Source organism: Sphingomonas sp. DMC8 (genome assembly GCF_056314185.1).
In genome coordinates, this window is record NZ_JBQUYV010000012.1 from 31,513 (window position 1) to 55,051 (window position 23,539).

Here is a 23,539-nt window from a genome sequence, read left to right on the forward strand (position 1 = left end):
CTCCCGATGCCATCCGAAGTCATGCTTCGCGATGACAATTCTAACGAATGATCGATAGCCAATCCGCGTGCGATCTTCAAGCCACCACGTCAGCCGCCGATCGCCGATGTCACCTGCAACAGGCCCGTTACGCGCAAGTCGCTCAGATATTTCTCGATGAACGGCCGTGTCAGATGCGGGATGCCCGAGTCATCGCCTTGCCCGCATTGCCGCAGTGCCGCCTGGAAGCGCGAGGTCGACAGGGCCACATGGCCGCGCTCGGGCTTTTCCAGATTATGGAGCAGCGGCAGCGAACTGCGCTGCCGCTGCTGTTCCGGGAGCGCCTTGAGCGCACTTCGGAACCGCTCCAGCCAGTCCTTATAGTCCGCGATCCGCGCGATCGGCAGGCCGCTTTCGGCCATCCAGTCGATGAAGCTATCCAGCGAAATCCCATCCTGATGCGGATTGGCGACATGATAGGTATGCAGGCCCGATATTGCCGCCTCGCTCAGATCCACGATCGCGTGCGCGATGAAATCGACCGGCAGCCCGTCATAATGCGGATGCTTCACCTCCGCTCGATAGAAAGAGGCGGGCGCAAGGCGAGTTTGTGCGACGCTGAGCAGCAGCCGGGTGAACAGGTCCGGCGCGTTGAGCTGGCCGGCATAGTGGCGATGCGCGAGGATCATCCCGCAGCGAAAGATCGATACCGGCAGGCCCAAGCGATCATGGGCATCGCGCAGCAATACCTCCGCAGCCCATTTGCTCATGCCGTACCCCGGCGCATAGCCGGCCGCCTCGGTGTCCAGCACCGGATAGGCTGTGCGTACATCTGCATCTTCGTCGAGCGTTGCCGTGCCGCCTGGGAGAAAGGCGACTGCAACGGTGGAGACATTGGCGAACGGCTTCATCCGTTCGGTAATGGCGAGCCGGATCAACTCGGCCGTGCCCACCACATTGGGGCCGAATAGCTGCGCATAGGGCAGCACGTGATTCACGAACGCGGCGGGATGGACGATGCGGTCGATCGAGCCGGCAAGACGCTGCCAATTGGCCAGGGACAGGCCAAGGCATCGCTCGGAAAGATCGCCGTTCAGCACTTCCAGGTGATCGGCGGCGAGTTCAGCGAAGCGCTGCTTCAGACCGGCGTCGCCGCTGTCATAGACATCGGCCAGCCGCCGATAGGCGTCCGCCGCATCGCGCCCTCGCACGATCGCGACCACCTTGCCGCCCACGGCTGCCATGCGTTCGAGCCATTCGAGGCACAGGAACCGGCCGAGAAAGCCGGTCGCCCCGGTTACGAGCACCGAGCGCACCGCCGCGGCGGGCGGGGCGGCTTCCGGTGCCCGTGCGACCGTTTCGTCGTCGAGGAACCGGTCGATGGTCAGATCGTCTGCCCGGATCAGCCGGCTGCCGGCACCATGCACCGATGCGAAGGTCGCTTGGCGATCGGTGTTGCTGCGGAGCTGATCGATGTGGCGGGCCAGGTCGATCAGGCTCGTCGAGGGGGCGGTGATCTGGCCGACCGGAACCTCAATGCCGAAGATATCGCCGAGCAACAGCGAAAAGCCCAGCGCGGCAAGCGAATCGCCGCCGTAATCGGCGAAGCCCTGGCCGCTTTCGGGATCGATTTCGTCGATGCCAAGCGTTGCCTTGAGCGCCCCGACGACCGTTTCCAGAACGGGCCGGCCCGCTCCTTCCAGGCGCAGGCTTTCGAGTTCCTGGGATTGGCGGTCGGCCATCGCATCGTACATCGCCTCGAGCCGTGCGACGTATTTCTCCGTGATCTTCGGCCGCGCGAACTTGGCGGAAATGGTCAACAGGCCGTTCTCGATCGAAAACGGCGTGTGCTCCAGAATGAAATCGCGCGGGATTTCGTAGGCATGGAGTTCCTCGCGATGCGCGGTCTCGGCGAGCGCCTCTCGCACCGCAGCGCGAATCGCCTCGTCGTTCCCTTGCAGACCGCGTTGCCGGACGGTCTCCGCATCGGGCACCACGACCGCGAGCAGAAACGAGCGGATGCTGGTGCCGTACAGGAAGATTTGCGAAATCAGATCGCTGGCGTTGGCGAAGACTCCCTCGAGCCGCTGCACCGCGACGAATTCGGCCTGTGCCAGCTTTAGGACGTTGTTCCGGCGGTCTACATAGGCGAGCCTGTCCGGCCCTGTTTCCGCCATGATATCGCCAGTGTGATAATAGCCATTGGCGTCGATGATCTGGGCGGTCAGTTCCGGCTGCGCATAATAGCCGAGCATCATCACCGAGGATTTCACGAGGAGTTCACCCCGCGGGTGCGGTTGATCGGTGGTAAAATAGCCGAGTTCCGGCACATCCTCGAGCTTGTAGTCGATCACCGGCGGCCGCAGGATCCGGCCATTGTGCAGGATGCCCGATGCTTCGGTCGATCCGAACGACTCATCGAGCGGGATGCCCATCAGATCGGCGACGAATTCCTTGAGGGTCTGCGTCAAAGGCGCCGATCCGAAGTTCATGCGCACGACGCGGCCGCCCATTTTTTCCCGACGCATCTCCGACAGAATCTCGGTGCGTAGGGCGGCGTGGTCCTTCCTGGTGGCCGCGCAGCGATTGAACGCCTGGAGGAATTGGCCGTGCAGCATCTCGCAGACGCGCGGAACAAGCGTCAGCGAGGTCGGCCGGATGAGCGCGATGTCTTCGAAGATGTTGCTGAGATCGCTTTTCGTGAAATAGCAGATGCCGCCGTTGCTGATCGCCCGGTTGAGCACCGTTGGACCGAAATTGTGATTCATCGGGATGTAGTGCGCGAGAATCTGAGGGAAATTCGCGGGCCCTAGATAGGGCTGCTTCATCGCGGCCTCGCACAGCATCGCCCCTTTCGGCAGGCCGGTGCTGCCTGAGGTGTAGAAGATGGTGCACAGGCGCTGCGCGGTGTCTGGCCGGGCAAAAAGCGTCGCCGCCGGCAGCGACTGTCCCCGCGCCAGCGCTTCGTCGAGGGGAATGATGAGGTCCGGAAGGCCGGCCGAAGTGAGGCGCGCGCGGGCGCGCTCCAGCCGTTCGCGATCGTCATCTACCGCTGAATCATGGTCGAACAGCAGCACGCCGGCGGGACGATGGCCGGCGGTGACCAGTTCGATCGCGGTATCGAGATATTCGCCGCTGACGGCGATCCATTTCGGCTGGGTTTCATCGTGCACGCGCTGCAGCTGGGGCAGCGCGCCATTGGCCTGCATCGGCACCAGAACGGCGCCGACATGGATGCCCGCCATCCACAGCGTGGCGTACTCGATGCTGGCGAAGCCGATCAGCGTGACAAGTGCATCGGGCTGCAGCGAGTGCTGCTCGGTGTGCTCCCAGAAGCCGGCGAGGGTGCGCACCCGATGCCACAGCTCGCGATAGCTGACTTCCTCGAAGTGATCGAGCACACGGCGGACGGTTCGGCCCGTGGCGGGATCCCGGACGATTTCGGTTGCTCGTTCGCCAAGGCACGGCCGGTCGCCATAGCCTTCCATCACAACCGACAGGATTTGGGCGAGACCGAGGCCAGGCTGGCTTTTCGCTTCGGTAACCTTCGGGTCCGGCATGGCGGCCCGGAACTGGGCATCCTCTGCGGAAAGCCGCTGCAGCAGCGCCGACGCGAATTGCGCGCGCTCAGATTTGGGGGGCTTCGCGGTACGGGGGGACGTGTCAGCCATGCAAGGGTCGCCATCCTGAGGTTCGTTGCCGACGGGCCCTCCGGACGGCGGCCTGGTTGGCTATCGATCGTACGATAGGTATCGTTGCCGACGAGCGATGGCAAGCGCCTGTCCGGCACGGCGCTTGGAAGCCGTTTACGCATTTGGCGCCGGCGGACGCGCGACGGATTGCGTCCGCCGCGATCGGGCGACCGCAGCCGATGCCGGCAGCACCGGTGGGGGTCGGCGACGCTTTGGTGTCGGAAGGCACCCGGCGGACCGACCCGACCGAATGCTCAAACGGTCTGTTAGGCCCTTTTGCGCGCGCGCGCCTTGGCGGGAATCGGAATGGGCTGCGAAAGCCCGTCGACCATACGGCAGAGCGTGATGGCGATATCTTGAATCGACCCGCGCTCGGGCGAATACCATTCTGTCGCCCAGTTCATGGCGCCGATCAGCAGCATACGTATCGTCGACAGGTTGATGTCTTGCGCGATGAAGCCATCCTCCTGGGCCGACTGTAACAGTTCCATCCAGAACTTGCCGTAGCGCGCACGGACTTCGCGGTTCTTCTCACGAACCGCAACCGATGCATGCGAGTAATTCTTGATGTTGGCAGAAGAATAATCATTGGCGCCGAGCAGGGTCGACAGATGCGCCGTCACCGCTGCCAAGATACGATCGCGGTGTGATGCTTTCGGGCCCAGTGCTTCCACCGCATCGCGCACGTTGGCGTGAACCAGTTCGATGCCGATGCGAAACGTCTCTTCGATCAGCGCGTCCTTCGATGAAAAATAATAGTAGATGCTGCTAGTTTTTACCCCGGTGATCTTCGCTAGGTCTGCCATACTGGTGAATGCGAGGCCATCGGTTCTGAATGATGCCGCAGCAGTATCGAGGATACGCTGCTTCGTGTTGCGATCATCATTCATCTCAGACATTCCAGAACCTTTCAAACGTCGCTTTGGCATGTTCCATGTCCTTGCGCTTGATGCGCGCTGTGTGCGCTTCCTCCGCGCGACTTGCTGGGCTGGAACATCGCGTTGATCCTTTGCACGCCGGATTAACTGCCTGCGCTGCAACGGGCAAGCAAATGGTTTTCGCCCGCCGTTGCGCGATCGCGCTCCCGTTTGCCCTTGCCATGCCCGACAAGTCTATCTATCGTTCGTTCAGTATAGTGCCGCGCCGGTTGGAGCGGGCGGACGTGATGCCCCGCGTGGCTTCCTGGGGCGCCGGCGGACGAGCGGTACTGGCTTTGAGGAGATGACTTTGTGCCGGTGATTCCCAGCACGGTGAATACCCGCTCGGATGGCTTTCGGGAGAACGAGCAGCATTACGCTCTGCTCAAGGGGGAATTGCAGGAAAAGCGTCGGCGCGCGCGCGCAGGCGGCGACGACGCGGCGCGGGCGCGACACAGCAAGGCCGGCAAGATGCTGGCGCGGGAGCGAGTCGATGCGCTGCTCGATCCCGGCTCGCCCTTCCTGGAGCTGTGTACCCTTGCGGGGGAGGCCACCGATTCGGACGCGCCGCTGGGGGCGGGGATCATCACCGGCATCGGTCTGGTGAGCGGGCGCGCCTGCATGATCATCGCGAACGATGCGACCGTCAAAGGCGGTACCTATTTCAGTCAGACCTGCCGCAAGCATGTCCGCGCGCAGCAGGTGGCGCGGCAATATGGCCTGCCCAATCTGACGCTGGTGGATTCGGGGGGGGCGTTCCTGCCGGAACAGGCCGGCATTTTCCCGGATGCCGGCCAGTTCGGCACGGTCTTCCATCAGATCGTCCGCCAGTCGGCCGAGGGCATTCCGCAGATCGCGAGCGTGCACGGCGCGTGCACGGCGGGTGGCGCCTATATTCCGGCATTGTCGGACCAGACGATCATCGTGCAGCAGCAGGGCTACATGCATCTCGGCGGCCCCGAGATCGTGTTCGCTGCGACCGGCGAGCGGATCGACCGCGAGGCGCTGGGGGGCGCCGACATGCACTCGCGCGTCAGCGGCGTCACCGATCATCTCGCCGATGACGATCGCCATGCGCTCCGCATCCTGCGCGAACTCGTCCGGGACCTGCCGCCGCAGCGCGGCTTCGTGCGGCCCCCCTCGGTCGCCAAGCCTCCGCGCTATGATCCGGCCGAACTGTACGGCATCATCAGCAAGGACCCGCGCATTCCCACCAATACGCGCGAAATTCTTGCGCGACTGGTGGACGATAGCGATTTCGACGAGTTCAAGCCGCTTTACGGCAGCACGCTGCTGTGCGGTTTCGCCCGCATCCACGGCTTCGAGGTCGGCATCCTTGCCAATCAGGGGGTGCTGTTCACCGAGTGCGCGCTGAAGGCAGTCCACTTCATCGACTTGTGCTGCAAGCGGAACATCCCTTTGCTGTTCATGGCCGACATCACCGGGTACATGGTTGGGCGCGACGCGGAAACCGGCGGGATATCCAAAGCCGGCGCCAAAATGATCACCGCCATGTCGTCGGCCAACGTCCCCAAGTACAACATCATCATCGGCAACTCGTTCGGCGCCGGCTACATGGGCATGTGCAGCAGGCCATTCGAACCGACGCTTGCATTCGGCTGGCCCAACGGCCGGGCAGCGCTGATGGGTCCCGAACAGGCGGCGACCACGCTTGCTATGGTGCAGCGGGCGAAGCGCGCCCGCGACGGCGTCGAATGGCCGGCCGAGGAAGAAGCCGCGTTCCGGGCGCAGATCGCCGGCGAGTTCGAGGCGTTCCAAGGACTGTACAACTTCTCCTCGCACATCTGGCTCGATGACATTCTCGACCCCGTCGAGACGCGTGCTGTCATGGGGCTGGCGCTGGATCTGAGTGCCCGTACGCCACCGGTTGAAACGCGCTTCGGCATTTTACGGATGTGATCTCGCGATGATTAAGAAGCTTCTGATCGCAAATCGCGGCGAAATCGCGATCCGTGTCGCTCGCACCTGCCGGCGTATGGGTATTCCAGTCGCGTCGGTGCACTCGGTTGCCGACCGCGACGCGCTGCACGTCCGCGAGGTAGGCGAATCCTACGAGATCGGCGAGTCCGCGCCGTCCGCCAGCTACCTCAACATTCCTGCCATTCTGGAAGCTGCGCGGAAGGCTGGTGCGGATGCGATCCATCCCGGCATCGGCTTTCTGGCGGAGTCTCCGGAATTTGCCGAAGCGGTCGAAGCCGCAGGGTTGATCTTCGTCGGACCACGTCCGCAATCGCTCGCCGATTTCGGCGACAAGGCGACCTCCAAGCGGTTCGCCGTGGCGGCTGGCGTGCCGATTATCGATGGAACCGACGCGCCTTCCTCCGACACTGCGCATCTGGTCGCGCTGGCCGAGCGCATGCAGCCGCCCTTGATGCTGAAGGCTGTGGCCGGCGGCGGCGGCCGCGGTTCGCGTATTGTCCATAGCCATGAAGGAATCGCGGCCGTCATCGAAAGCGCGATGCGGGAGGCGCAATCGGCTTTCGGTCGCCCCGACCTCATCATCGAGACGTTTGTCGGGTCGGCGCGCCATGTCGAGGTTCAGGTGGTCGGTGACGGGCAGGGGCGGGTGCTGCACCTGTTCGAGCGCGAGTGCTCGCTGCAGCGACGCTTCCAGAAGATCATCGAAGAAGCGCCAGCGCAGCATCTGAGCGATGCATTGCGCGAAAAGATCACGTCGGATGCGGTCCGGCTCGCGGAAAGCGTGCAGTATCGCAGCGCCGGCACGTTTGAGTTTCTGGTCTCCGGGGACCGCTATTATTTCCTCGAATGCAACCCGCGGCTCCAGGTAGAGCACACGGTGACCGAGGAGATCACCGGGACCGACATCGTCGAGCTTCAGCTTCGCGTCGCGGCCGAAGGCGCATTGCCGATCGACCAGACGGCGGTGAGCATAAATGGGCATGCGGTGCAGGCCCGGCTCTATGCCGAGGATCCCGCGCAGGACTTCCTGCCCTCCACCGGTATCGTCCGGGTCTTCGCGCCGCCGCCTGGCAATGTGCGGATCGAAACCGGCATTGAGGCCGGAAGCGAGATCAGCCCGTTCTATGACTCGCTGCTCGCCAAGATCATCGTTCATGCCAAGGACCGACGCTCGGCGTTTGCCCAGCTCCGCAACGCGCTGATCGATACCTCGGTGCTGGGGGTGGAAACCAATCTGGATCTGCTTGCGGCGCTGAGCAGCGACGAGCGTGTGATCGCCGACGAGGTCGACAATCGATACATCGATCGTGAACTCGTCAACATCCGGCTTGGCGCACCGCCCGAAGCGGATGTGGTGGCCGTTGCGGGGGCAATCGCGTTCCGCGCCGCACTGCCGACGCCGGACGGCGGCGCCTGGCGATCGCCGCTGCTGACGTCGTGGCGAATCTCCGACGGTGCCGACGAAGTGGCCACCGATTGGCTCGGCGCCACGCTGCTGGAAACGCGCGGACAAACCTATCGCCTTCATCGCCATGCGATCGGCAATGATCGCTTCGCCGTCTCGATCGATGGTCAGACGTTTCTGATCCACCTGGCGGAGGTCGAGCCAGGGCGCTTCAACGCGACCTTCGATGGTCGTACGATCACCTACCGCGCGAGCCTGGGCGGGCAGAGTGTCTACCTCGCGGCGCCATCGGGGGCACACAAGTTTCGTGTTAAGAACCTGCTCGATAGCAGCGGGTCCGGCGCGGTGAGCGATGGGCGCGTGCTGTCCGACATGATGGGCGTGGTCATCCGCGTGAACGTCAAGCCGGGTGACGAAGTCGAATCGGGCGCGGCGATCATCCTGCAGGAATCGATGAAGATGGAACTGACGATCGCCGCGCCCTGCGCCGGTACCGTGAAGGCCGTGCATTGCAGCGAAGGCGACATGATCGAGCGCAACGTGCTGGTCGTCGAGATCGAGCCGAAACCACCGGAGAACGCAAAGTGAGCGATCTGCCCAAGAAAGTGATCTTCCATGAGGAGGGGCCGCGCGAAGGCTTCCAGATCGAGAAGCGCCTTTTCCCGCTTCAGGACAGGGCGGCACTGATCGATGCGCTAGCCGCATCGGGTCTGCCGCAAGTGCAGGTGGGCTCCTTCGTCAGCCCGCGGGCGGTCCCCGCCATGGCCGACATCAATGCCTTGTTCGCGGCGATCACGCCGATCGAGGGTGTGCGCTACACCGGCCTGTGGCTGAACGAAAACGGCTACCGGCGCGCGACGGCGACGCCCAACATCTATCTCGACGGCAAGATCCTGCTCTACAACACCGAGACGTTCAGCCAGCGGAACAACAACTGCTCGGTCGCCGAGATGCGGCAGCGCCAGGGGCAGCTGGTGGACTTGTACCAGGCCGACGGCGTGCCGTACGAACAGGCCTACATCCTCACCGCGTTCGGCTGCAATTACGAAGGCGACATCCCGCTGGATGTGGTTGTCGAAAGCTCGGTCTATGCGGTCGACCTTGCCCGGGAACGCGGGCTGCCGATTCCCCGGATCATCTTGGCCGACACGGTGGGCTGGGCGAATCCCGAAGACCTGAAGCGCCGCATCGGCGCCGTGCGCGAGCGCGAGCCCGATGCGCCGATCGGCCTGCACCTGCACGACACGCGCGGCCTGGGCGCCGCCAATTTCTACGCCGCGCTGGAAATGGGCGTCGACATGTTCGACAGCTCCGTCGCGGGACTGGGTGGCTGCCCGTTTGCGAACCACGCCAACAGCCATGGCGCCGGCAACATCTGCACCGAGGACATGGTGTTCATGTGCCATGAAATGGGAATCGAGACCGGGATCGACCTTCCCGCGCTGGTCGAAGCCTCGCTGTTGGCGGAGCGGATCATCGGTCGGCCACTTTCCGGCAAGCTCATGCACGCCGGCGCGCCCAAGCGGCATCGCGAACTGATGGGAGAAATGGGATGACCGTGGAAGCCTTGCGGCGTACCGAAGGGGTGCTGCTGTGTGACGTGCAGGATGGGATCTGCACCGTCACCATCAACCGCCCCGAGCAGCGCAACTCGCTGTCGATCGAGGTGGGCAACGGCCTGTACAAGCTGTGGGAAAGGATCGACGAGACCCCTGAGGTGCGCGTGGTGATTCTGACCTCGGCCGATTGTGGCACGTTCTGCGCGGGGCAGGACCTCAAGGAAGCCGCCCGCATGAAGCAGGAAACGGGCGAGGACATCCTCACCTTCTTCAAGGACCCGTTCCATTATCGCATGCGCCGCGTGAAAGTGCCGATCATCGCGGCGATGACGGGGCATCTGATGGCGGGCGGCATGCTGATGAGCCTCAACTGCGACATTCGCGTGGGGCTGAAAGGCACGAAGGTCGGCATCACCGAATCCAAGATCGGCCGCGGCTCGCCCTGGGGTATGCCGCTGATGTGGATGCTGCCGCAGCCGCTGCTGATGGAGATGGTCCTTACGGCGCAGCTATATCCGATCGAGCGATTCCACGACCTCGCCTTCGTCAACTATCTGGAGGATACGCCGGACGCCGTGCGCGCGCGTGCGCTGGAACTGGCGCGGACAATCCGCGACAACGCGCCGCTCTCGGTCGTCGCGGGGAAGCGCGCCTTGTTGACGACGATGAGCGTGGGTTGCGACACCGGGCTCGAAATGGCGTGGCAGATCTATCGCGAAACCTATGCGAGCGAGGACGCGCAGGAGGGGCCTCGGGCCTTCGCGGAGAAGCGCCCGCCTCGATGGCAGGGGCGCTGACGACGAGAGGACGGGATTTGCGGGAGGCGTTGTGTTTCTTCAACTGACAGGCGATCAGCAACTTCTCAAGGACGCCTTCGGCAAGGTGTTCCGGTCCGAAAGTACGCCGCAGCGCATCCGCGCCGCCAAGCCGCTCGGCTTCGATGCCGCGCTATGGGAAAAGCTGGTCGAGCTTGGCGCACCGGCGATGCGTGTACCCGAGGCGCTGGGCGGCCTTGGCGCGTCGCTGCTGGACTGCACGGTTATCGTGGAAGAAGCCGGCCGCACCCTGGCATCGGTTCCACTCGTCGATACCCTGGTGGGCGGGCGCCTGCTGAGCGCTGCGGGCGATACCGGGGCGCGGCTTCTGGCGGCGGTTCTGGACGGCTCCGCGAGCGTGGCGTTCGCGCTTTATCCGCTCGACCGCGACCCCTCCCAGATCATTTCGCAGGCGGCGGTCGCCAACATCGTCGTGGCCATGGATGGCGAGCAGTTGGTCGCGATCGAACAAACGCCGGCGATGGTCGCGGATGCCCCTGGCGGCGGATTGCCCGCCGCGCGGATCAAGGAGGCTGCAGTCACCGGCCGAACCGTGCTCGCATCCGGCCCCGACGCGCTCGCGCTGTATCAATCGGGGCAGGAGGAATGGCGCCTGCTGACTGCCGCGTTCCTCATCGGGCTGCAGGCGCGCGCCACGGAAATGGCTGCCGACTATGCAAATGAGCGCATCGCTTTCGGTCGGCCGATCGGCGCCTTCCAGGGCGTTGCCCACCCGCTCGCCAATTCGTTCGCGGAGGTAGAAAGCGCCCGTATCCTGCTGTGGAAGGCAATCTGGGCGAACGCGACCCACCAGGACTCGGCGGCGCCGCTTTCCGCCCTTGTTTGGTGGTCGATCGCGGATCGGGTGGTGCCTAGTGTCGGCCAGGCCATGCGAACCTTCGGGGGCTTCGGCCTGAGCATCGAGTATGATGCCCATCTGTATCACCAGCGGGCGGCCGGTCTGGTCCTCGCGGGCGGAAGGGCGGCGGCGGCGCTGGACGAGGCTGGCGATCGGATGTTCGCGGGCAAGCGGGTTTCGCTTCCTCCAGCAGGCGATTGCGCGCTCGACTTCGCGCTGCCTGACTATGCGCTGGCGCTGCATCGCCGGGTGACGGAGCTTTGCCTTGCCGAAATGGACGAAGAGATGCGTCGCAAGGCACATCACTCGACGTCCAGCCACAACATCAACTTCCAGCGCAAGCTGGCGCAGGCGGGCCTGCTATTTTTCGGCTGGCCAGACGATCCCGAAATCCCGCTAAGCGCGATCAAGAACTACGCCGTGTACGATGCGCTGGAGGCGCAGGGCTACACCACCAATCTGCTAACGACCACCGACTGGATCGGTCGCATGGTCTACATGTTCGGCACCGAGGAAGCCAAGCAGGAGATCCTTCCCCGGGTGCGCGGCGGCGAAGCGGTGTGTAGCCTTGGTTTTTCGGAACCGGGCAGCGGCTCCGACGTCTTCGCGGCCCGTACGCGCGCGGTGCGCGACGGCGACGACTGGATCATCAACGGATCTAAGATGTGGACCACCGGCGGCCCTTATGCCGACTATGTCTTCCTGCTGACCCGGACGAACCCCGAGCTGAGCGGCCCGAAGGGCCTGACGATGTTCGCTGTGCCGACGCGCCTGCCCGGGTTCAGCTATCAAACGGTCGATACCTATCAGGACGAGCGGACGAGCATCACGTTCTATGCCGACATGCGGGTCCCCGACAAATATCGTCTGGGCGAGGTCGACGGCGGGCTGAAGATCATGGCGCAGGCACTTTTGCTCGAACATTCTGCTGCCGCGCCACTGTTCCTCGCGCAGGTTCCGATGATGCAATCGGCCCTGCGATGGGCAACGACCGCCGTGGATGGGCAGGCACCGGCGGCACGACAGGAAGTCCGCGCGGGGTTGGCGAAGGTCTTCGCGCGCTATCATTTCAGCGAAGCCTTCGGCCTTTGGGTGCTGTATCAGACCGAGCGCGGCGCGCACAGCCGATGGGCAGGCCCGGTTTCGAAGCTCGCGGTGACCGAGGCGCATCTCGCAAGCGCCTGGGAGCTCCGGGAGCTGATCGGGCCGGAAGCAACGATGGTGGGCAAGGACGATCTGGGGGTGCTCGAGCTGAGCCATCGCCGGGCATATGGCGCGACGATCTATGGGGGGACCAGCGAGATTCACCGCAGCCTGACCGCGGAACAGGCGTTGGGCATGACCAAGAGCCGCGGATGAGCGATACCATCGCCCAGCAGAATTCGGGCACCGGCGCGGTCCGTGCGGCGCATCGGTTCGATGAAAGCGCACTCGAGCAATGGATGCGCGCGCACATCGAGGGGTTTTCGGGGCCGCTCGCGATCGAGCAGTTCAACGGCGGGCAATCCAATCCAACCTACAAGCTCGTTACCCCGGACCGCACCTATGTCTTGCGGCGCAAGCCACCCGGCGATCTGCTGAAGGGGGCGCATGCCGTCGATCGTGAGGCGCGGGTGCTCACCGCGCTGAACGGCGCCGGATTTCCGGTGCCGCCGGTGCGAGGGCTGTGCACCGATGCATCGGTCATCGGCACCTGGTTCTACGTGATGGACATGGTTGAGGGGCGCATCTTCTGGGACGCGACTTTCCCGGACGTCCCTCGCGACGAACGTCCCGCCTATTTCGATGCGATGAACGACACGATCGCGCGACTGCACATGCTCGACCCGCAAGCGATCGGCCTCGGCGATTATGGCAGGCCGGGCAGCTATTTTGAGCGGCAGATCTCGCGCTGGTCGCGTCAATATCAGGACGACGTGGACGCCGGGCGCGATCCCTTGATGGACCGGCTCATCGAATGGCTTGCGAGCAATGTTCCAAAGGGCGAGGAGACGGGCATCTCGCACGGCGATTTCCGGTGCGACAACATGATCTTCCATCCTAGCGAGCCCCGCGTGCTGGCGGTACTCGACTGGGAGCTGTCGACGCTCGGCCATCCGCTCGCCGACTTCGCCTACCACGCCATGATGTACCGAATGCCGGCGGATATCGTCGCGGGCCTTGCGGGTGCGGATCTCGTGGCGTTGAACATTCCCGCTGAAGCGGCCTATGTCGACGCTTATGCGCGCCGAACGGGGCGCGCGTCGCTGCCCGACTATGACTATGCGGTTGCGTTCAACTTCTTTCGCCTCGCCGCCATTTTCCACGGGATCAAGGGCCGTGTTCTTCGCGGCAATGCCGCGAACGCGCAGGCCGAACAGCGGGTGAAGGTGCTGCCCAAGCTGATCGAGATCGCTTGGGCGCAGGCGGAGCGGGCCGGCGCCCGATAAGGATCGATTGCGTCGCACAAGAACGAGGCAGGCGAAGATGATCGATGAACATCCCGAGGATGGCGGCGCGTATCTCGAGCGGCTGGCGGACTTTCTCCGTGCGCCACCGGCTGGCGACTTTCTCGAATTCCAGCAGCGATGGTGGTCGGGCCCGGAGATTGCGGCGGCGGGTCGTCGGTTGGACGCGCTGCTGCAGCAAGCTGGAGTGCCGACGACGATGGCCGTCGGCGTGCTGGTGCGCAATCATGTGGGGCATGCGGCCGCGATCTTCGGGCTGGCCGGTTCGGGCCGCTCGATTCTGTCGCTGTCGACCATGCTGCCCGACCCGTTGGTCGTCGAGGACATTACGCGGTTGGGACTCGGCGTCGTCATTGCCGAGGAGTCGGATTGGACGGAGACACTGCGCGCCTGTCTCGCCGACGGACGAATCGGCATCGCTTTCCCGGACGGCGGTGTCGCGCCGTATCTAGTTTCGCCGGGGGCGCTGCGCGAGGACGGGTGCCTGATGCGGGATAGCTTTTCGGTCGGGCTGCTTACCAGCGGCACGACCGGGGCGCCGAAGCGGATCGAGCTCGGCGCGGGCGCCCTGATGCGGGGGTACGACATGATGGCCGTGGCCGAGCCATCGCTGGTCGGGACGCAGGTCGATATTCATGGCCATCATATCAGTTCGATCGGCGGCATGCTCCCGTTGCTGACCTATGCGGCGTATCGGCTGCCGTTCTGCCTGCTCGAAAAGCTGGAATTGTGGGAGTGGCTCCATGCCGTACGGCGCCACGGTTCCAGATCGATGGGGGTCGCCGTACCGATCGTCCGCGCCTTGCTGACGCTGGACGTGCCGGCCAAGTCGCTGGCATCGGCCGAGATCCTGTACGGCGGCGGCGGCGCACTCGACCCGGAAACGATCGAGCAGGTGGAACGGACCTTCGATTTGAAGATCTGCTGGGGATATGGTGCGACCGAATTCGCCGGCACGCTCACGAGCTGGACGCGTGCACTCCGAATCGCGTTCGACGGCGAGAAGGCCGGAAGCGTCGGCAAGCCCTTGCCCGGTGTGGGCATACGGGTCACCGATCCCGACACGGGCGAGCCCCGGGCTGCGGGAGCACAGGGGAGGCTGGAAGCGCTGATCCCGTCCATGTCGGAGGCGTGGATCAGGACGAACGACCTCGCGCAGGTGGATGACGACGGATTTCTATATGTTCTCGGTCGGCTGGACGGTGCGATCAACCGTGGCGGATTCAAGGTCCTGCCGGATACGGTTGCGACCGCCCTGCGGCGCCATCCGGCCGTGGCTGACGCCGCCGTATTCGGCTTGCCGGACGCGCGGCTGGGCGAAATTCCGGTGGCCGCCATCGAACTGAAGCCGGACGCCCAACCCGTAACGGGTGAGGACATTCGCAGCTTCAGCCGCGAACACCTCGCAGCACCCTCAGTGCCTGCCGAGGTCCGCATCTTTCGGCCATTGCCTCGCACCTTGACGATGAAGGTCGACATGCCGCGGCTCCGCGGCGCCTGGGCGAACGGGACCGCTTGAGGTCAGGGCCGCTCAACGGTTCAGCAGCCGGGCAACCCAGTCCGAGAACTCCGCAAAGGCGGCTGCGGCTGCGATGGGCAATGCGGCATGGAAGAGCGGCCATGCATGAACCATGTGTGGAAACACGGAGAGCTGCACCGCCGTCTGTGCTTTCGCCAGTTTGCGGGCGAATTCCAGCGCGTCATCGAGTAGCATTTCGGCGCCGCCAGCCTGGATCAGCGTTGCGGGAAAATCGTCGATCGTGGCGAAAAGAGGGGAGATTTCCGGCGCTGTCGCATCGTGGCCAGCGCGATAGCATACGCTCCAGGCCCGCATCGCCTCGGGGGTCAGCAGCGGATCACGCGCTAGATCATGGTCTGGCGGAATCGTCGCGAGGTCGAGCCACGGGCTGAGCAGATAGATGCCGATCGGCATGGGCAGACCAAGTTCGCGCAGGCGCAGCAGCATGGCCACCGAGAGGTTGCCGCCAGCCGAGTCTCCGGCAACGATAAGACGCTCCGGCGCGATGCCCCGGTCCAGTACGAAGCGATAATTCGCAACGGCGCGTTCCATCCCGGCCGGGAACGGATTTTCCGGCGCGAGCGGATACGCCAGGTTGTACGCAGTCACCCCAGCCGCAGCTGCGAGCCGGGCAGCGAGATGCCGGTGCTCCAGCGGGCTGCCGAAGACGTGTCCGCCGCCATGATGGAAGAGGATCGCGGCGCCGCGGTCGGCACCCTTTGGCACCAGCAATTCGCCCTGCACCCCGTCGCGCTCGATCGGTTCGACGACACAGCCTTGGGGAAGGGGGATCGTACTGCTTTCTTCCGTGGCGAACCGGCGCAACTCCTTCAGGCTGGCAGCCTGCGCGAGCTTGCGTTGCGGCCACGCCTCGAGAAAGCGGGCGAGTTCGCGTCGCTCCTCCGGCGTCATTGGCGGCCGAAACGCGATGCACCGGACGAGATGCGTGTGATCGCCTCCCGATATTCGCGGCCGAATTGTGCCACGCGTTGCCCCGCAGGGACGATCTCGTCGATCGCGCCGATGCCCTGTCCGCAACCCCAAACGTCGCGCCAGGGCTTAACCTTGGTCTTGTCGGGGTTGAAGTTCATGGCAGACGGGTCGGAACTGGGCAGATTGTCCGGATCAAGGCCGTTCGCGACGATGCTGGGCTTGAGGTAATTGCCATGCACGCCGGTGAACAAGTTGGAATAGACGATGTCTTCGGACGAGCATTCGGTGATCATCGCCTTGTAGCGCGGGTCGGCGATGGCCTCCTCGGTCGCGATGAACGGCGAGCCGATATAGGCGAGGTCCGCTCCCATTGCCTGGGCGGCAGCGATTGCTCCACCATGTGCGATCGACCCCGAAAGCGCGATCGGCCCGTCGAACCAGCTGCGAATTTCCTGTACCAGCGCGAACGGCGAGGTGGTTCCGGCATGCCCGCCCGCGCCAGTGGCGACCGCGATAATGCCGTCGGCACCCTTCTCGACGGCTTTCCGCGCGAAGCTGTCGTTGATCACGTCGTGCATCACGATGCCGCCATAGGAGTGGATGGCATCGTTCACATCCGACCTGGCGCCTAGCGACGTGATCACCATGGGGACACGATATTTGACGCATAGCTGAAGATCTTCCTCCAGCCTGGGGTTGCTCTTGTGGACGATCAGGTTGACGGCATAAGGGGCGTCCTTTTCCGTCAACTCCTCGGTCAGCCGTTGCAACCACTGCTCGAACACGCCGGACGGACGCGCATTGAGTGAGGGGAAGGAGCCGACCATGCCGGCTCGGCAGACCGAGAGGACCAGATCGCACTGCGAAATGATGAACAGGGGAGACGCGATGGCTGGCACCGACAGGCGCCCTTCGAACAAGGCGGGAAGTGACATGGTTGCGGTCCGCTTCGACGATGAGGGGGGATGGTAGGGCTGCCGCTCATAGCGGACAGTCGGTCGGGAAGACCGGTGGGCGCTTTTCGCGGAACGAGGCGAGGCCTTCCTTCGCTTCCGGTCCGGTAAAGCCGAGAAATTCGAGCGCGAGCGACGCGTCGAAGGTCGGGCCCATCTGTCGCAGCCAATTGTTCAGCGAGTATTTGGTCCAGCGGATGGCGCTTTGCGCACCGGCAGCGAGACGTTCGGCATATTGCAGCGCGGTACTGTCCAGCACTTCGTCGTCGACGGCCTTGGAGATCAGGCCGATCCGTTCGGCTTCTTCGCCCGAGATCGGATCGCAGAGCAGCAGGTAGAGTTTGGCACGCGCCATTCCGCACAGCAGCGGCCAGACGATGGCGGCGTGATCTCCGGCCGCCACGCCGAGGCGCGTGTGTCCGTCGATGATCTTGGCCTTTTTGCTCGCGATCGAGATGTCGGCGAGCAGCCCTGCTACCAGTCCCGCACCCACCGCAGGCCCGCGCATGGCGCTGATCACCGGCTTCGAGCAGTTGATCACATTGTACACGATGTCCTTGGCTTCCTTCCAGATCTGCGCGCGCAGCTGGAAGTCGTTGATGATCCCGTCGATCATGTCGAAATCGCCGCCCGCGGAGAACGCCTTGCCTTCACCGGTCAGGATCGCGACCCGAACGTCCGGATCGGCATCGATATCCCGCCAGATGGCGCCCAATTCCCCATGCATCGCGATATCCGCCGAATTGAGGCTTTCCGGATTGTACATGATGACCTTCAGAACCCCGTCCGACGGACGTTCGAAGCGAAGGCGCTTATAGTTGGCGTAACGATCGGTCATTTCTACCCCGGGTGGTTGGAAGGCGTTGGAAGGCGTTGTCCGGCGTCGATCCCGGGGCCCGCTTAGGAGGCTGCGGGCAGGTCGACGATGCTGAGGCGGCCGGCTTCGCGACGGATGCCGCCCGAAAACTGCGACTTCGCAGACGCATATTCGGCCTTCATGTCGAGAATGACCTGTTCGACCGGGCGGATGTCGTGGATCGATCCGACGCCTTGCCCTGCCGTCCAGATGTCCCGCCAAGCCTTGGCTTCGTGGTTGAACTCCTCCCCCAGGTCGATGCGGTCCTTGGAGGGCAGATTGTCCGGATCCATCCCGTTCTCGACGATGCTGCGGCGGAGCATGTTCGCCGGAATGCCCGAGAATGCCGGCGTGTAGACGATGTCGGTCGGGCCTTCGTCGATCAGCATGTTCTTGTACGGCTCGCTGGCCATGCTCTCCTGCGTGGCGATGAAGCGGGTGCCCATATAGGCGAAGTCGGCGCCCAGGGTCTGCGCAGCGAACACGGAGCGACCGTCGGAAATGCAGCCGGCGAGGGCGACGGGTCCGTCGTAGAACTCGCGTACCTGCGGGAGGAAGGCGAAGGGATTGAGGATACCGGCGTGGCCGCCCGCGCCGCCGCACACCAGAATGATGCCGTCGACACCGGCCGCGATCGCCTTCTTCGCCCATGTGGGCGTGGTGACGTCGTGGAACACCACGCCGCCATAGCCGTGGACGATCTTGCAGATCTCGGAAGGGTTGCCGACGCTGGTGATGACAAGCGGCACCTTGTGCTTCTCGACCAGCGCCATGTCCTCATCGAGTCGCGTGTTCGTCTTGTGCGCGATGATGTTCACGCCATAGGGCGCGGCCGGGTTCTCCGGGTGCGCGGCGTCGTGAAGCGCCAACGCCTCTTTGATCTGCACCAGCCATTCCTCGAAGGCGGGCGACGTCCGCAGGTTCAGCGAAGGAAAGGTCCCCGCGACGCCGTTCTTGCAGCAGTTGATGACAAGATCGGGGCCGGACACCAGAAATAGCGGCGCCGCGATCACCGGGATGGACAGCCGTTCGAGGCCCGCCATGCCATATTCCATCTAGATGTCCCTCGTTCGTTGTTCCGGGCGGCGATGCGTGGGGCAGCGCCGAAAGCCCATTGTGTCCTGACCTAACGAAGGATAGATAGATTGCGTTTGGTGCGCAAGAGCACATGCGCTGCGATCGGGTCCGTGCCGGGGGATGCCGGTGGAGGATCGGGCGGTGTCGTGGGCTTTTCGCCGCGCCTTTCGCCTGCGGGTGTCGCCCGCAGGCGTAACACGTTGATCGGTAAGGATGGAGTCGCGCACGGTGCTCAATAAGCGGTTTGATAGTGCTACGGCGGCGCTGGAGGGCTTGTTGTTTGACGGCATGACCCTCGCGGTAGGCGGCTTTGGCCTCTGCGGTTTGCCTGAGACGCTGATCCTCGCCCTGCGTGACAGCGGCGTGCGGGATCTTACGGTGATTTCGAACAATGCGGGCGTGGACGAATGGGGGCTTGGCCTGCTGCTGCAGACCCGGCAGATTCGAAAAATGATCTCGTCCTACGTGGGCGAGAACAAGGAATTCGAGCGCCAGCATCTCAGCGGCGAGATCGAGCTGGAATTCTGCCCGCAGGGCACATTGGCGGAGCGGATGCGTGCCGGTGGCGCCGGTATCCCCGGCTTCTATACCCGCACCGGGGTCGGCACACAGGTTGCCGAGGGCAAGGAGGAGCGCGCGTTCAACGGCGAGCGCTATATCCTGGAAACCGCGTTGACCGCGGACGTATCGCTCATCAAGGCTGCGCTTGCCGACGCGAAGGGCAATCTTCGCTACAACAAGACAGCGCGGAACTTCAATCCGGTGGTCGCGACCTGCTCCCGTATGACCATCGCCGAAGTCGAAACCTTTGTGCCCGCGGGAGAAATCGGTGCCGACGATGTGCACACGCCCGGCATCTACGTTCAACGCATGATCCACGCCGAGGTGAACGAGAAACGAATGGAGAGACTTGTCCTGCGAGGGGAGGGCTGACGATGCCGTGGACCCGCGAACAGATCGCTGCCCGAGCCATCAACGAATTGGGCGAAGGCTGGTACGTCAATCTCGGCATCGGCATTCCGACGCTGATCGCCGCGCAGTTGCCTGACGACCTCGGGATCACGCTGCAGTCGGAAAACGGTATGCTGGGGCTCGGCCCCTATCCCACCCGCGATGAGGTGGACCCCGATCTCATCAACGCCGGCAAGGAAACCATCACGGAACTGCCCGGCACGAGCTATGTGTCTTCGGCGGAAAGCTTTGCGATGGTGCGCGGCGGGCATATGGACGCCACCGTGCTCGGCTCGCTGGAGGTCGCCCAGAATGGCGACATGGCAAACTGGATCATTCCGGGGAAGATGGTCAAGGGCATGGGCGGTGCGATGGATCTGGTCAGCGGAACGCGGCGGGTGATCGTGCTGATGGACCATAATGCACGCGACGGTTCGCCCAAGTTTCGCGAGACATGCCGGTTGCCGCTGACCGGCCTGAACATCGTCGACACGCTGATCACCGATCTGGCTGTGTTCAAGCGGCGCGAGCGGCGCGGATTCTTTGCGCTCCAGGAACTGGCGCCGGGTGTGACGCTCGACGAACTGCGGGCGAAAACCGAGGCGCATTTCGAAGCCTGAACCGGCGGATACCTGCGCGATAGGATCGCGCGTGTACATGAAGATGGAGGGGGAATTGGTCTTGCAGACCGGAGTCGCGGCGCATGCGCCTGACTGGGAACGAACGAATGCAATCGCCGCGCGGGTCGAGGCGTTCGTCCGCACTGTGGTGATTCCCTACGAGAAAGATCCCCGGCGCGATCACCATGATGCTCCCACCGAGGAACTTGTCGACGAACTTCGTGCCAGGGCGATCGCTGCCGGCGTGATGACGCCGCATATCCTGGGCGACGGCACGCACCTGACGCAGGTCGAAACGGCGCATGTGCTGCGCAAGTGCGGGCTGTCGCCGCTCGGACCGCTCGCGATGAACGTGAGCGCGCCCGACGAAGGCAACATGTTCCTTCTGGGCAAGGTGGGCGGGCCGCTGGTGCGCGAGCGCTTCCTCAACCGCATGATCGCCGGCGAAGTGCGCTCCGCATTCTTCATGACCGAGCCGGACGGCGGCGCCGGCTCGGATCCGTCGATGATGAAGACGGTCTGCCGCAGGGACGGCAATCATTGGGTGGTGAACGGGCGCAAGGCCTTCATCACCGGCGCCAAGGGGGCCCGTGTCGGCATCGTCATGGCGAAGTCGGAGGAAGCGGGATCGCAGGGCGGCGCCTGCATGTTCGTCGTCGACCTGCCCGATCCGGCCATCGTGATCGAGCGGGTGCCCAATACGATCGACAGTTCGATGCCTGGCGGACACGCGACGATCCGGATCGAGAATCTGCGTGTCCCCGCCGATCAGATGCTGGGCGAGGCGGGCGAGGGATTTCAATATGCGCAGGTGCGCCTGAGCCCCGCTCGCCTGTCGCACTGCATGCGCTGGCACGGCGCGTGCACGCGCGCGCAGGAAATCGCGACCGACTATGCCAATCGACGCGAGGCTTTCGGCAAGCTGCTGATCGACCATGAAGGCGTCGGCTTCATGCTGGCGGAAAATCTGATCGACCTGCAGCAGGCGGAGTTGATGACGGACTGGGCGGCGACCGTGCTGGATTCCGGGTCGTTGGGCACGGTCGAAAGCTCGATGGCGAAGGTGGCGGTTTCCGAGGCGCTGATGCGGGTCGCGGACCGATGCGTGCAGGTGATGGGTGGTAGTGGCGTCACCGGCGACACGATCGTGGAGCAGGTGTTCCGAGAGATCCGCGCCTTCCGCATCTATGATGGCCCGACCGAGGTTCACAAATGGAGCCTCGCCAAGAAGATCAAGCGCGACTGGAAGAACGCGCAGCGTGGGGGGTGACAGGCACATGGTGACGTCGACTATGGAGGGGGGGCGCACCGCTGATGCGGGGGATTCCGCCGGCTTGTTCGCAGTCGAGCGCGAGGGCCATCTGGTCACGTTGACCATCAATCGGCCTCATATGCTCAATTCGATTGGCGAGCTGGGCGATGGCGACCAGTTCGCCAGGACGTTCCAGGCGTTGAACGACGATGCCGACGTCCGTTGCATCATCCTTACGGGTGCCGGGCGTGCTTTCTCGAGCGGCGGCAACATCAAGGCGATGCACGAGGCGGCCGGCGCCTTCGAGGGCGGCGGCACGCAGCTGCGAGACCAGTACCGGTCCAATGTCCATCCGATTGCGCGCGCCCTCTACGACCTGGACGTCCCTTTGATCGCGGCAGTGAACGGTCCGGCCATGGGGCTGGGGTGCGACGTTGCGTGCCTGGCCGACATTCGCATCGCGGGCGAGTCCGCGCGGTTCGGCGTCCCGTTCCTCAAGCTCGGCCTGGTGCCGGGCGATGGCGGATCGTGGCTGTTGCCGCGGATCATCGGACACAGCAGAGCGGCGGAGATGCTCTTTACCAGCGACGTGATCGACGCGACCACCGCGCTGGAATGGGGCTTGGTCAGCCGCGTGGTCCCGACCGAGCGCTTGATGGAAGAGGCGCGCGCCCTGGCGCGCCGCGTCGTGGAAAAGGCGCCCCAGGCCCTGCGGCTGACCAAGCGCCTTGTCCGGCAGGCGCAGACGTCCAGCTACGAGGCCGCGCTCGACCTCGCCGCTTCGACCCAATCGCTGCTGCACCTCAGCGCGGATCACCGCGAGGGGGTTGCCGCGCTGGTGGAGAAGCGGACGCCGAGGTTCACCGGACGATGACCCCGCCCGAATGGTTCAGCCGCAACGTCGCGGCGCTTGCCGATCGCACGACAGTAGAATCCGATGGCTGCGCGATCGAGACCTTGTCCTGGGGCCAGCTTGGCAGTCCGGGGCTGTTGTTCGTGCATGGCAATGGCGCGCACGCCGATTGGTGGTCGCCTTTCGCGCCGTTCTTCAGTGCCGAGCGGCGAGTAGGCGCCTTCAGCTTCTCGGGCATGGGCCGGTCTGGCCGGCGCAACCGCTATTCGGTCGAGGCATACAGCCGCGAAGTCGTCGCCGTTGCCGAGTCGCTTGCGCTCTTCGACTCTACCCAGAAGCCCTGGTTGGTCGCCCATTCGATGGGTGCCATTCTCGCTATGCGCGCGATGGGCACAGTGGGCGAGCGCTTTGCCGGGTTCATCAGCGTCGACTCGGGCGTGACGCCGCCTGGCGCCTGGGCGGCCCTGCATGCGCGCGCGCCTGCTAACGCGGGATTCGAGACGCTTGAAGACGGGTTGGCGCGCTTTCGGCTGAGCCCGAGGCAGGCGGGCGTCGAACCTTGGATGCTCGATCATATCGCGCGCCGATCGCTGGCGCAGCATGCGAACGGACGCTGGTACTGGTGTTTCGACCCCGTTATCAGCGATGATCTGGGCATCCGGCATACGCCGCTGCCCGGCTATCCCGAGTATATCCGTGCTGCGAAATGTCCTCTGGTCTTCCTCTTTGGGGAGGAGTCGTCGCTTATCACACCGGCCGTCAGGCAGTATACGTGTGACATCGTGCCGACGGGCACGCGGTTCATCGATATCCCGGCCGCCCATCACCACCTGATGCTGGACCAGCCGATCGCTTTCGTGTCGACCGTGCGCGCCATTCTGGCGTCTTGACCGCCCGTCGGTGACCGGCCT

General features: G+C 64.2%; 18 protein-coding genes. 12 read left to right on the forward strand and 6 right to left on the reverse strand.

The genetic code is table 11. The features are described from left to right. Nucleotides 1-89 precede the first annotated feature (89 nt). Nucleotides 90-3,650 carry a carboxylic acid reductase gene (car, locus tag ACT53K_RS18920; RefSeq protein ID WP_476230344.1) on the reverse strand — a complete coding sequence of 1,187 codons (3,561 nt, stop codon included), beginning with the start codon at nucleotides 3,648-3,650 and terminating at the stop codon, nucleotides 90-92. Nucleotides 3,651-3,937: 287 nt separating this feature from the next. After that, a complete protein-coding gene (locus tag ACT53K_RS18925; RefSeq protein WP_476230346.1) occupies nucleotides 3,938-4,570 on the reverse strand; it encodes a TetR/AcrR family transcriptional regulator in 633 nt (210 codons plus the stop codon). 330 nt (nucleotides 4,571-4,900) lie between these two features. Here ACT53K_RS18925 and ACT53K_RS18930 point away from each other — a divergent pair, with 330 nt between their 5' ends. Genes ACT53K_RS18930 through ACT53K_RS18960 form a run of 7 tightly spaced genes read left to right on the forward strand, consistent with a single transcriptional unit; the run spans nucleotide 4,901 to nucleotide 15,133 of the window. Then, the gene (locus tag ACT53K_RS18930; protein ID WP_476230347.1) at nucleotides 4,901-6,508 is read left to right on the forward strand and encodes an acyl-CoA carboxylase subunit beta; all 1,608 of its coding nucleotides are present in this window, start codon (nucleotides 4,901-4,903) and stop codon (nucleotides 6,506-6,508) included. Between the two features lie 7 nt (nucleotides 6,509-6,515). Further along, the gene (locus ACT53K_RS18935; protein WP_476230348.1) at nucleotides 6,516-8,522 is read left to right on the forward strand and encodes an acetyl/propionyl/methylcrotonyl-CoA carboxylase subunit alpha; all 2,007 of its coding nucleotides are present in this window, start codon (nucleotides 6,516-6,518) and stop codon (nucleotides 8,520-8,522) included. After that, a complete protein-coding gene (locus tag ACT53K_RS18940) occupies nucleotides 8,519-9,490 on the forward strand; it encodes a hydroxymethylglutaryl-CoA lyase (protein WP_476230350.1) in 972 nt (323 codons plus the stop codon). The genes ACT53K_RS18935 and ACT53K_RS18940 overlap by 4 nt, the downstream gene beginning before the upstream one ends. Next, the gene (locus ACT53K_RS18945) at nucleotides 9,487-10,290 is read left to right on the forward strand and encodes an enoyl-CoA hydratase/isomerase family protein (RefSeq protein WP_476230351.1); all 804 of its coding nucleotides are present in this window, start codon (nucleotides 9,487-9,489) and stop codon (nucleotides 10,288-10,290) included. Before ACT53K_RS18940 ends, ACT53K_RS18945 begins: the two co-directional genes overlap by 4 nt. Nucleotides 10,291-10,321: 31 nt before the next feature. Then, nucleotides 10,322-12,526: an acyl-CoA dehydrogenase gene (locus ACT53K_RS18950; RefSeq protein WP_476230352.1), complete on the forward strand. Its 2,205-nt coding sequence runs from the start codon at nucleotides 10,322-10,324 to the stop codon at nucleotides 12,524-12,526. Then, entirely contained in the window at nucleotides 12,523-13,596 is a 1,074-nt protein-coding gene (locus ACT53K_RS18955) for a phosphotransferase (RefSeq protein ID WP_476230353.1), read from the forward strand. The genes ACT53K_RS18950 and ACT53K_RS18955 overlap by 4 nt, the downstream gene beginning before the upstream one ends. Before the next feature lie 37 nt (nucleotides 13,597-13,633). Next, a complete protein-coding gene (locus ACT53K_RS18960) occupies nucleotides 13,634-15,133 on the forward strand; it encodes a class I adenylate-forming enzyme family protein (protein WP_476230355.1) in 1,500 nt (499 codons plus the stop codon). 12 nt (nucleotides 15,134-15,145) lie between these two features. On the opposite strand, the gene ACT53K_RS18965 is transcribed toward ACT53K_RS18960, so the two are convergent. The 4 genes from ACT53K_RS18965 to ACT53K_RS18980 all read right to left on the reverse strand — a co-directional run bounded on the left by ACT53K_RS18965 (nucleotide 15,146) and on the right by ACT53K_RS18980 (nucleotide 18,918). Then, complete coding sequence (locus tag ACT53K_RS18965; protein WP_476230356.1) at nucleotides 15,146-16,045, reverse strand: alpha/beta hydrolase; 900 nt, start codon at nucleotides 16,043-16,045, stop codon at nucleotides 15,146-15,148. After that, on the reverse strand, nucleotides 16,042-17,001 hold the full coding sequence (locus tag ACT53K_RS18970; protein ID WP_476230357.1) for an NAD(P)H-dependent flavin oxidoreductase: 960 nt from the start codon (nucleotides 16,999-17,001) through the stop codon (nucleotides 16,042-16,044). The genes ACT53K_RS18965 and ACT53K_RS18970 overlap by 4 nt, the downstream gene beginning before the upstream one ends. Nucleotides 17,002-17,047: 46 nt before the next feature. Then, the gene (locus ACT53K_RS18975; protein WP_476230358.1) at nucleotides 17,048-17,857 is read right to left on the reverse strand and encodes an enoyl-CoA hydratase/isomerase family protein; all 810 of its coding nucleotides are present in this window, start codon (nucleotides 17,855-17,857) and stop codon (nucleotides 17,048-17,050) included. A 62-nt stretch (nucleotides 17,858-17,919) separates the two neighbouring features. Continuing rightward, nucleotides 17,920-18,918, reverse strand: coding sequence for an NAD(P)H-dependent flavin oxidoreductase (locus tag ACT53K_RS18980; protein ID WP_476230360.1), 999 nt, complete (start codon nucleotides 18,916-18,918; stop codon nucleotides 17,920-17,922). Nucleotides 18,919-19,165: 247 nt separating this feature from the next. Here ACT53K_RS18980 and ACT53K_RS18985 point away from each other — a divergent pair, with 247 nt between their 5' ends. The 5 genes from ACT53K_RS18985 (at nucleotide 19,166) to ACT53K_RS19005 (ending at nucleotide 23,518) form a co-directional block, all read left to right on the forward strand. Continuing rightward, nucleotides 19,166-19,885, forward strand: coding sequence for a CoA transferase subunit A (locus ACT53K_RS18985; protein ID WP_476230361.1), 720 nt, complete (start codon nucleotides 19,166-19,168; stop codon nucleotides 19,883-19,885). 2 nt (nucleotides 19,886-19,887) lie between these two features. Continuing rightward, nucleotides 19,888-20,523: a 3-oxoacid CoA-transferase subunit B gene (locus ACT53K_RS18990; protein WP_476230362.1), complete on the forward strand. Its 636-nt coding sequence runs from the start codon at nucleotides 19,888-19,890 to the stop codon at nucleotides 20,521-20,523. A 61-nt stretch (nucleotides 20,524-20,584) separates the two neighbouring features. Beyond that, nucleotides 20,585-21,793, forward strand: coding sequence for an acyl-CoA dehydrogenase family protein (locus ACT53K_RS18995; RefSeq protein ID WP_476230364.1), 1,209 nt, complete (start codon nucleotides 20,585-20,587; stop codon nucleotides 21,791-21,793). Nucleotides 21,794-21,800: 7 nt separating this feature from the next. Further along, nucleotides 21,801-22,649, forward strand: coding sequence for a crotonase/enoyl-CoA hydratase family protein (locus tag ACT53K_RS19000; protein WP_476230365.1), 849 nt, complete (start codon nucleotides 21,801-21,803; stop codon nucleotides 22,647-22,649). Beyond that, nucleotides 22,646-23,518 carry an alpha/beta fold hydrolase gene (locus ACT53K_RS19005; protein WP_476230366.1) on the forward strand — a complete coding sequence of 291 codons (873 nt, stop codon included), beginning with the start codon at nucleotides 22,646-22,648 and terminating at the stop codon, nucleotides 23,516-23,518. The genes ACT53K_RS19000 and ACT53K_RS19005 overlap by 4 nt, the downstream gene beginning before the upstream one ends. Nucleotides 23,519-23,539 lie beyond the last annotated feature (21 nt).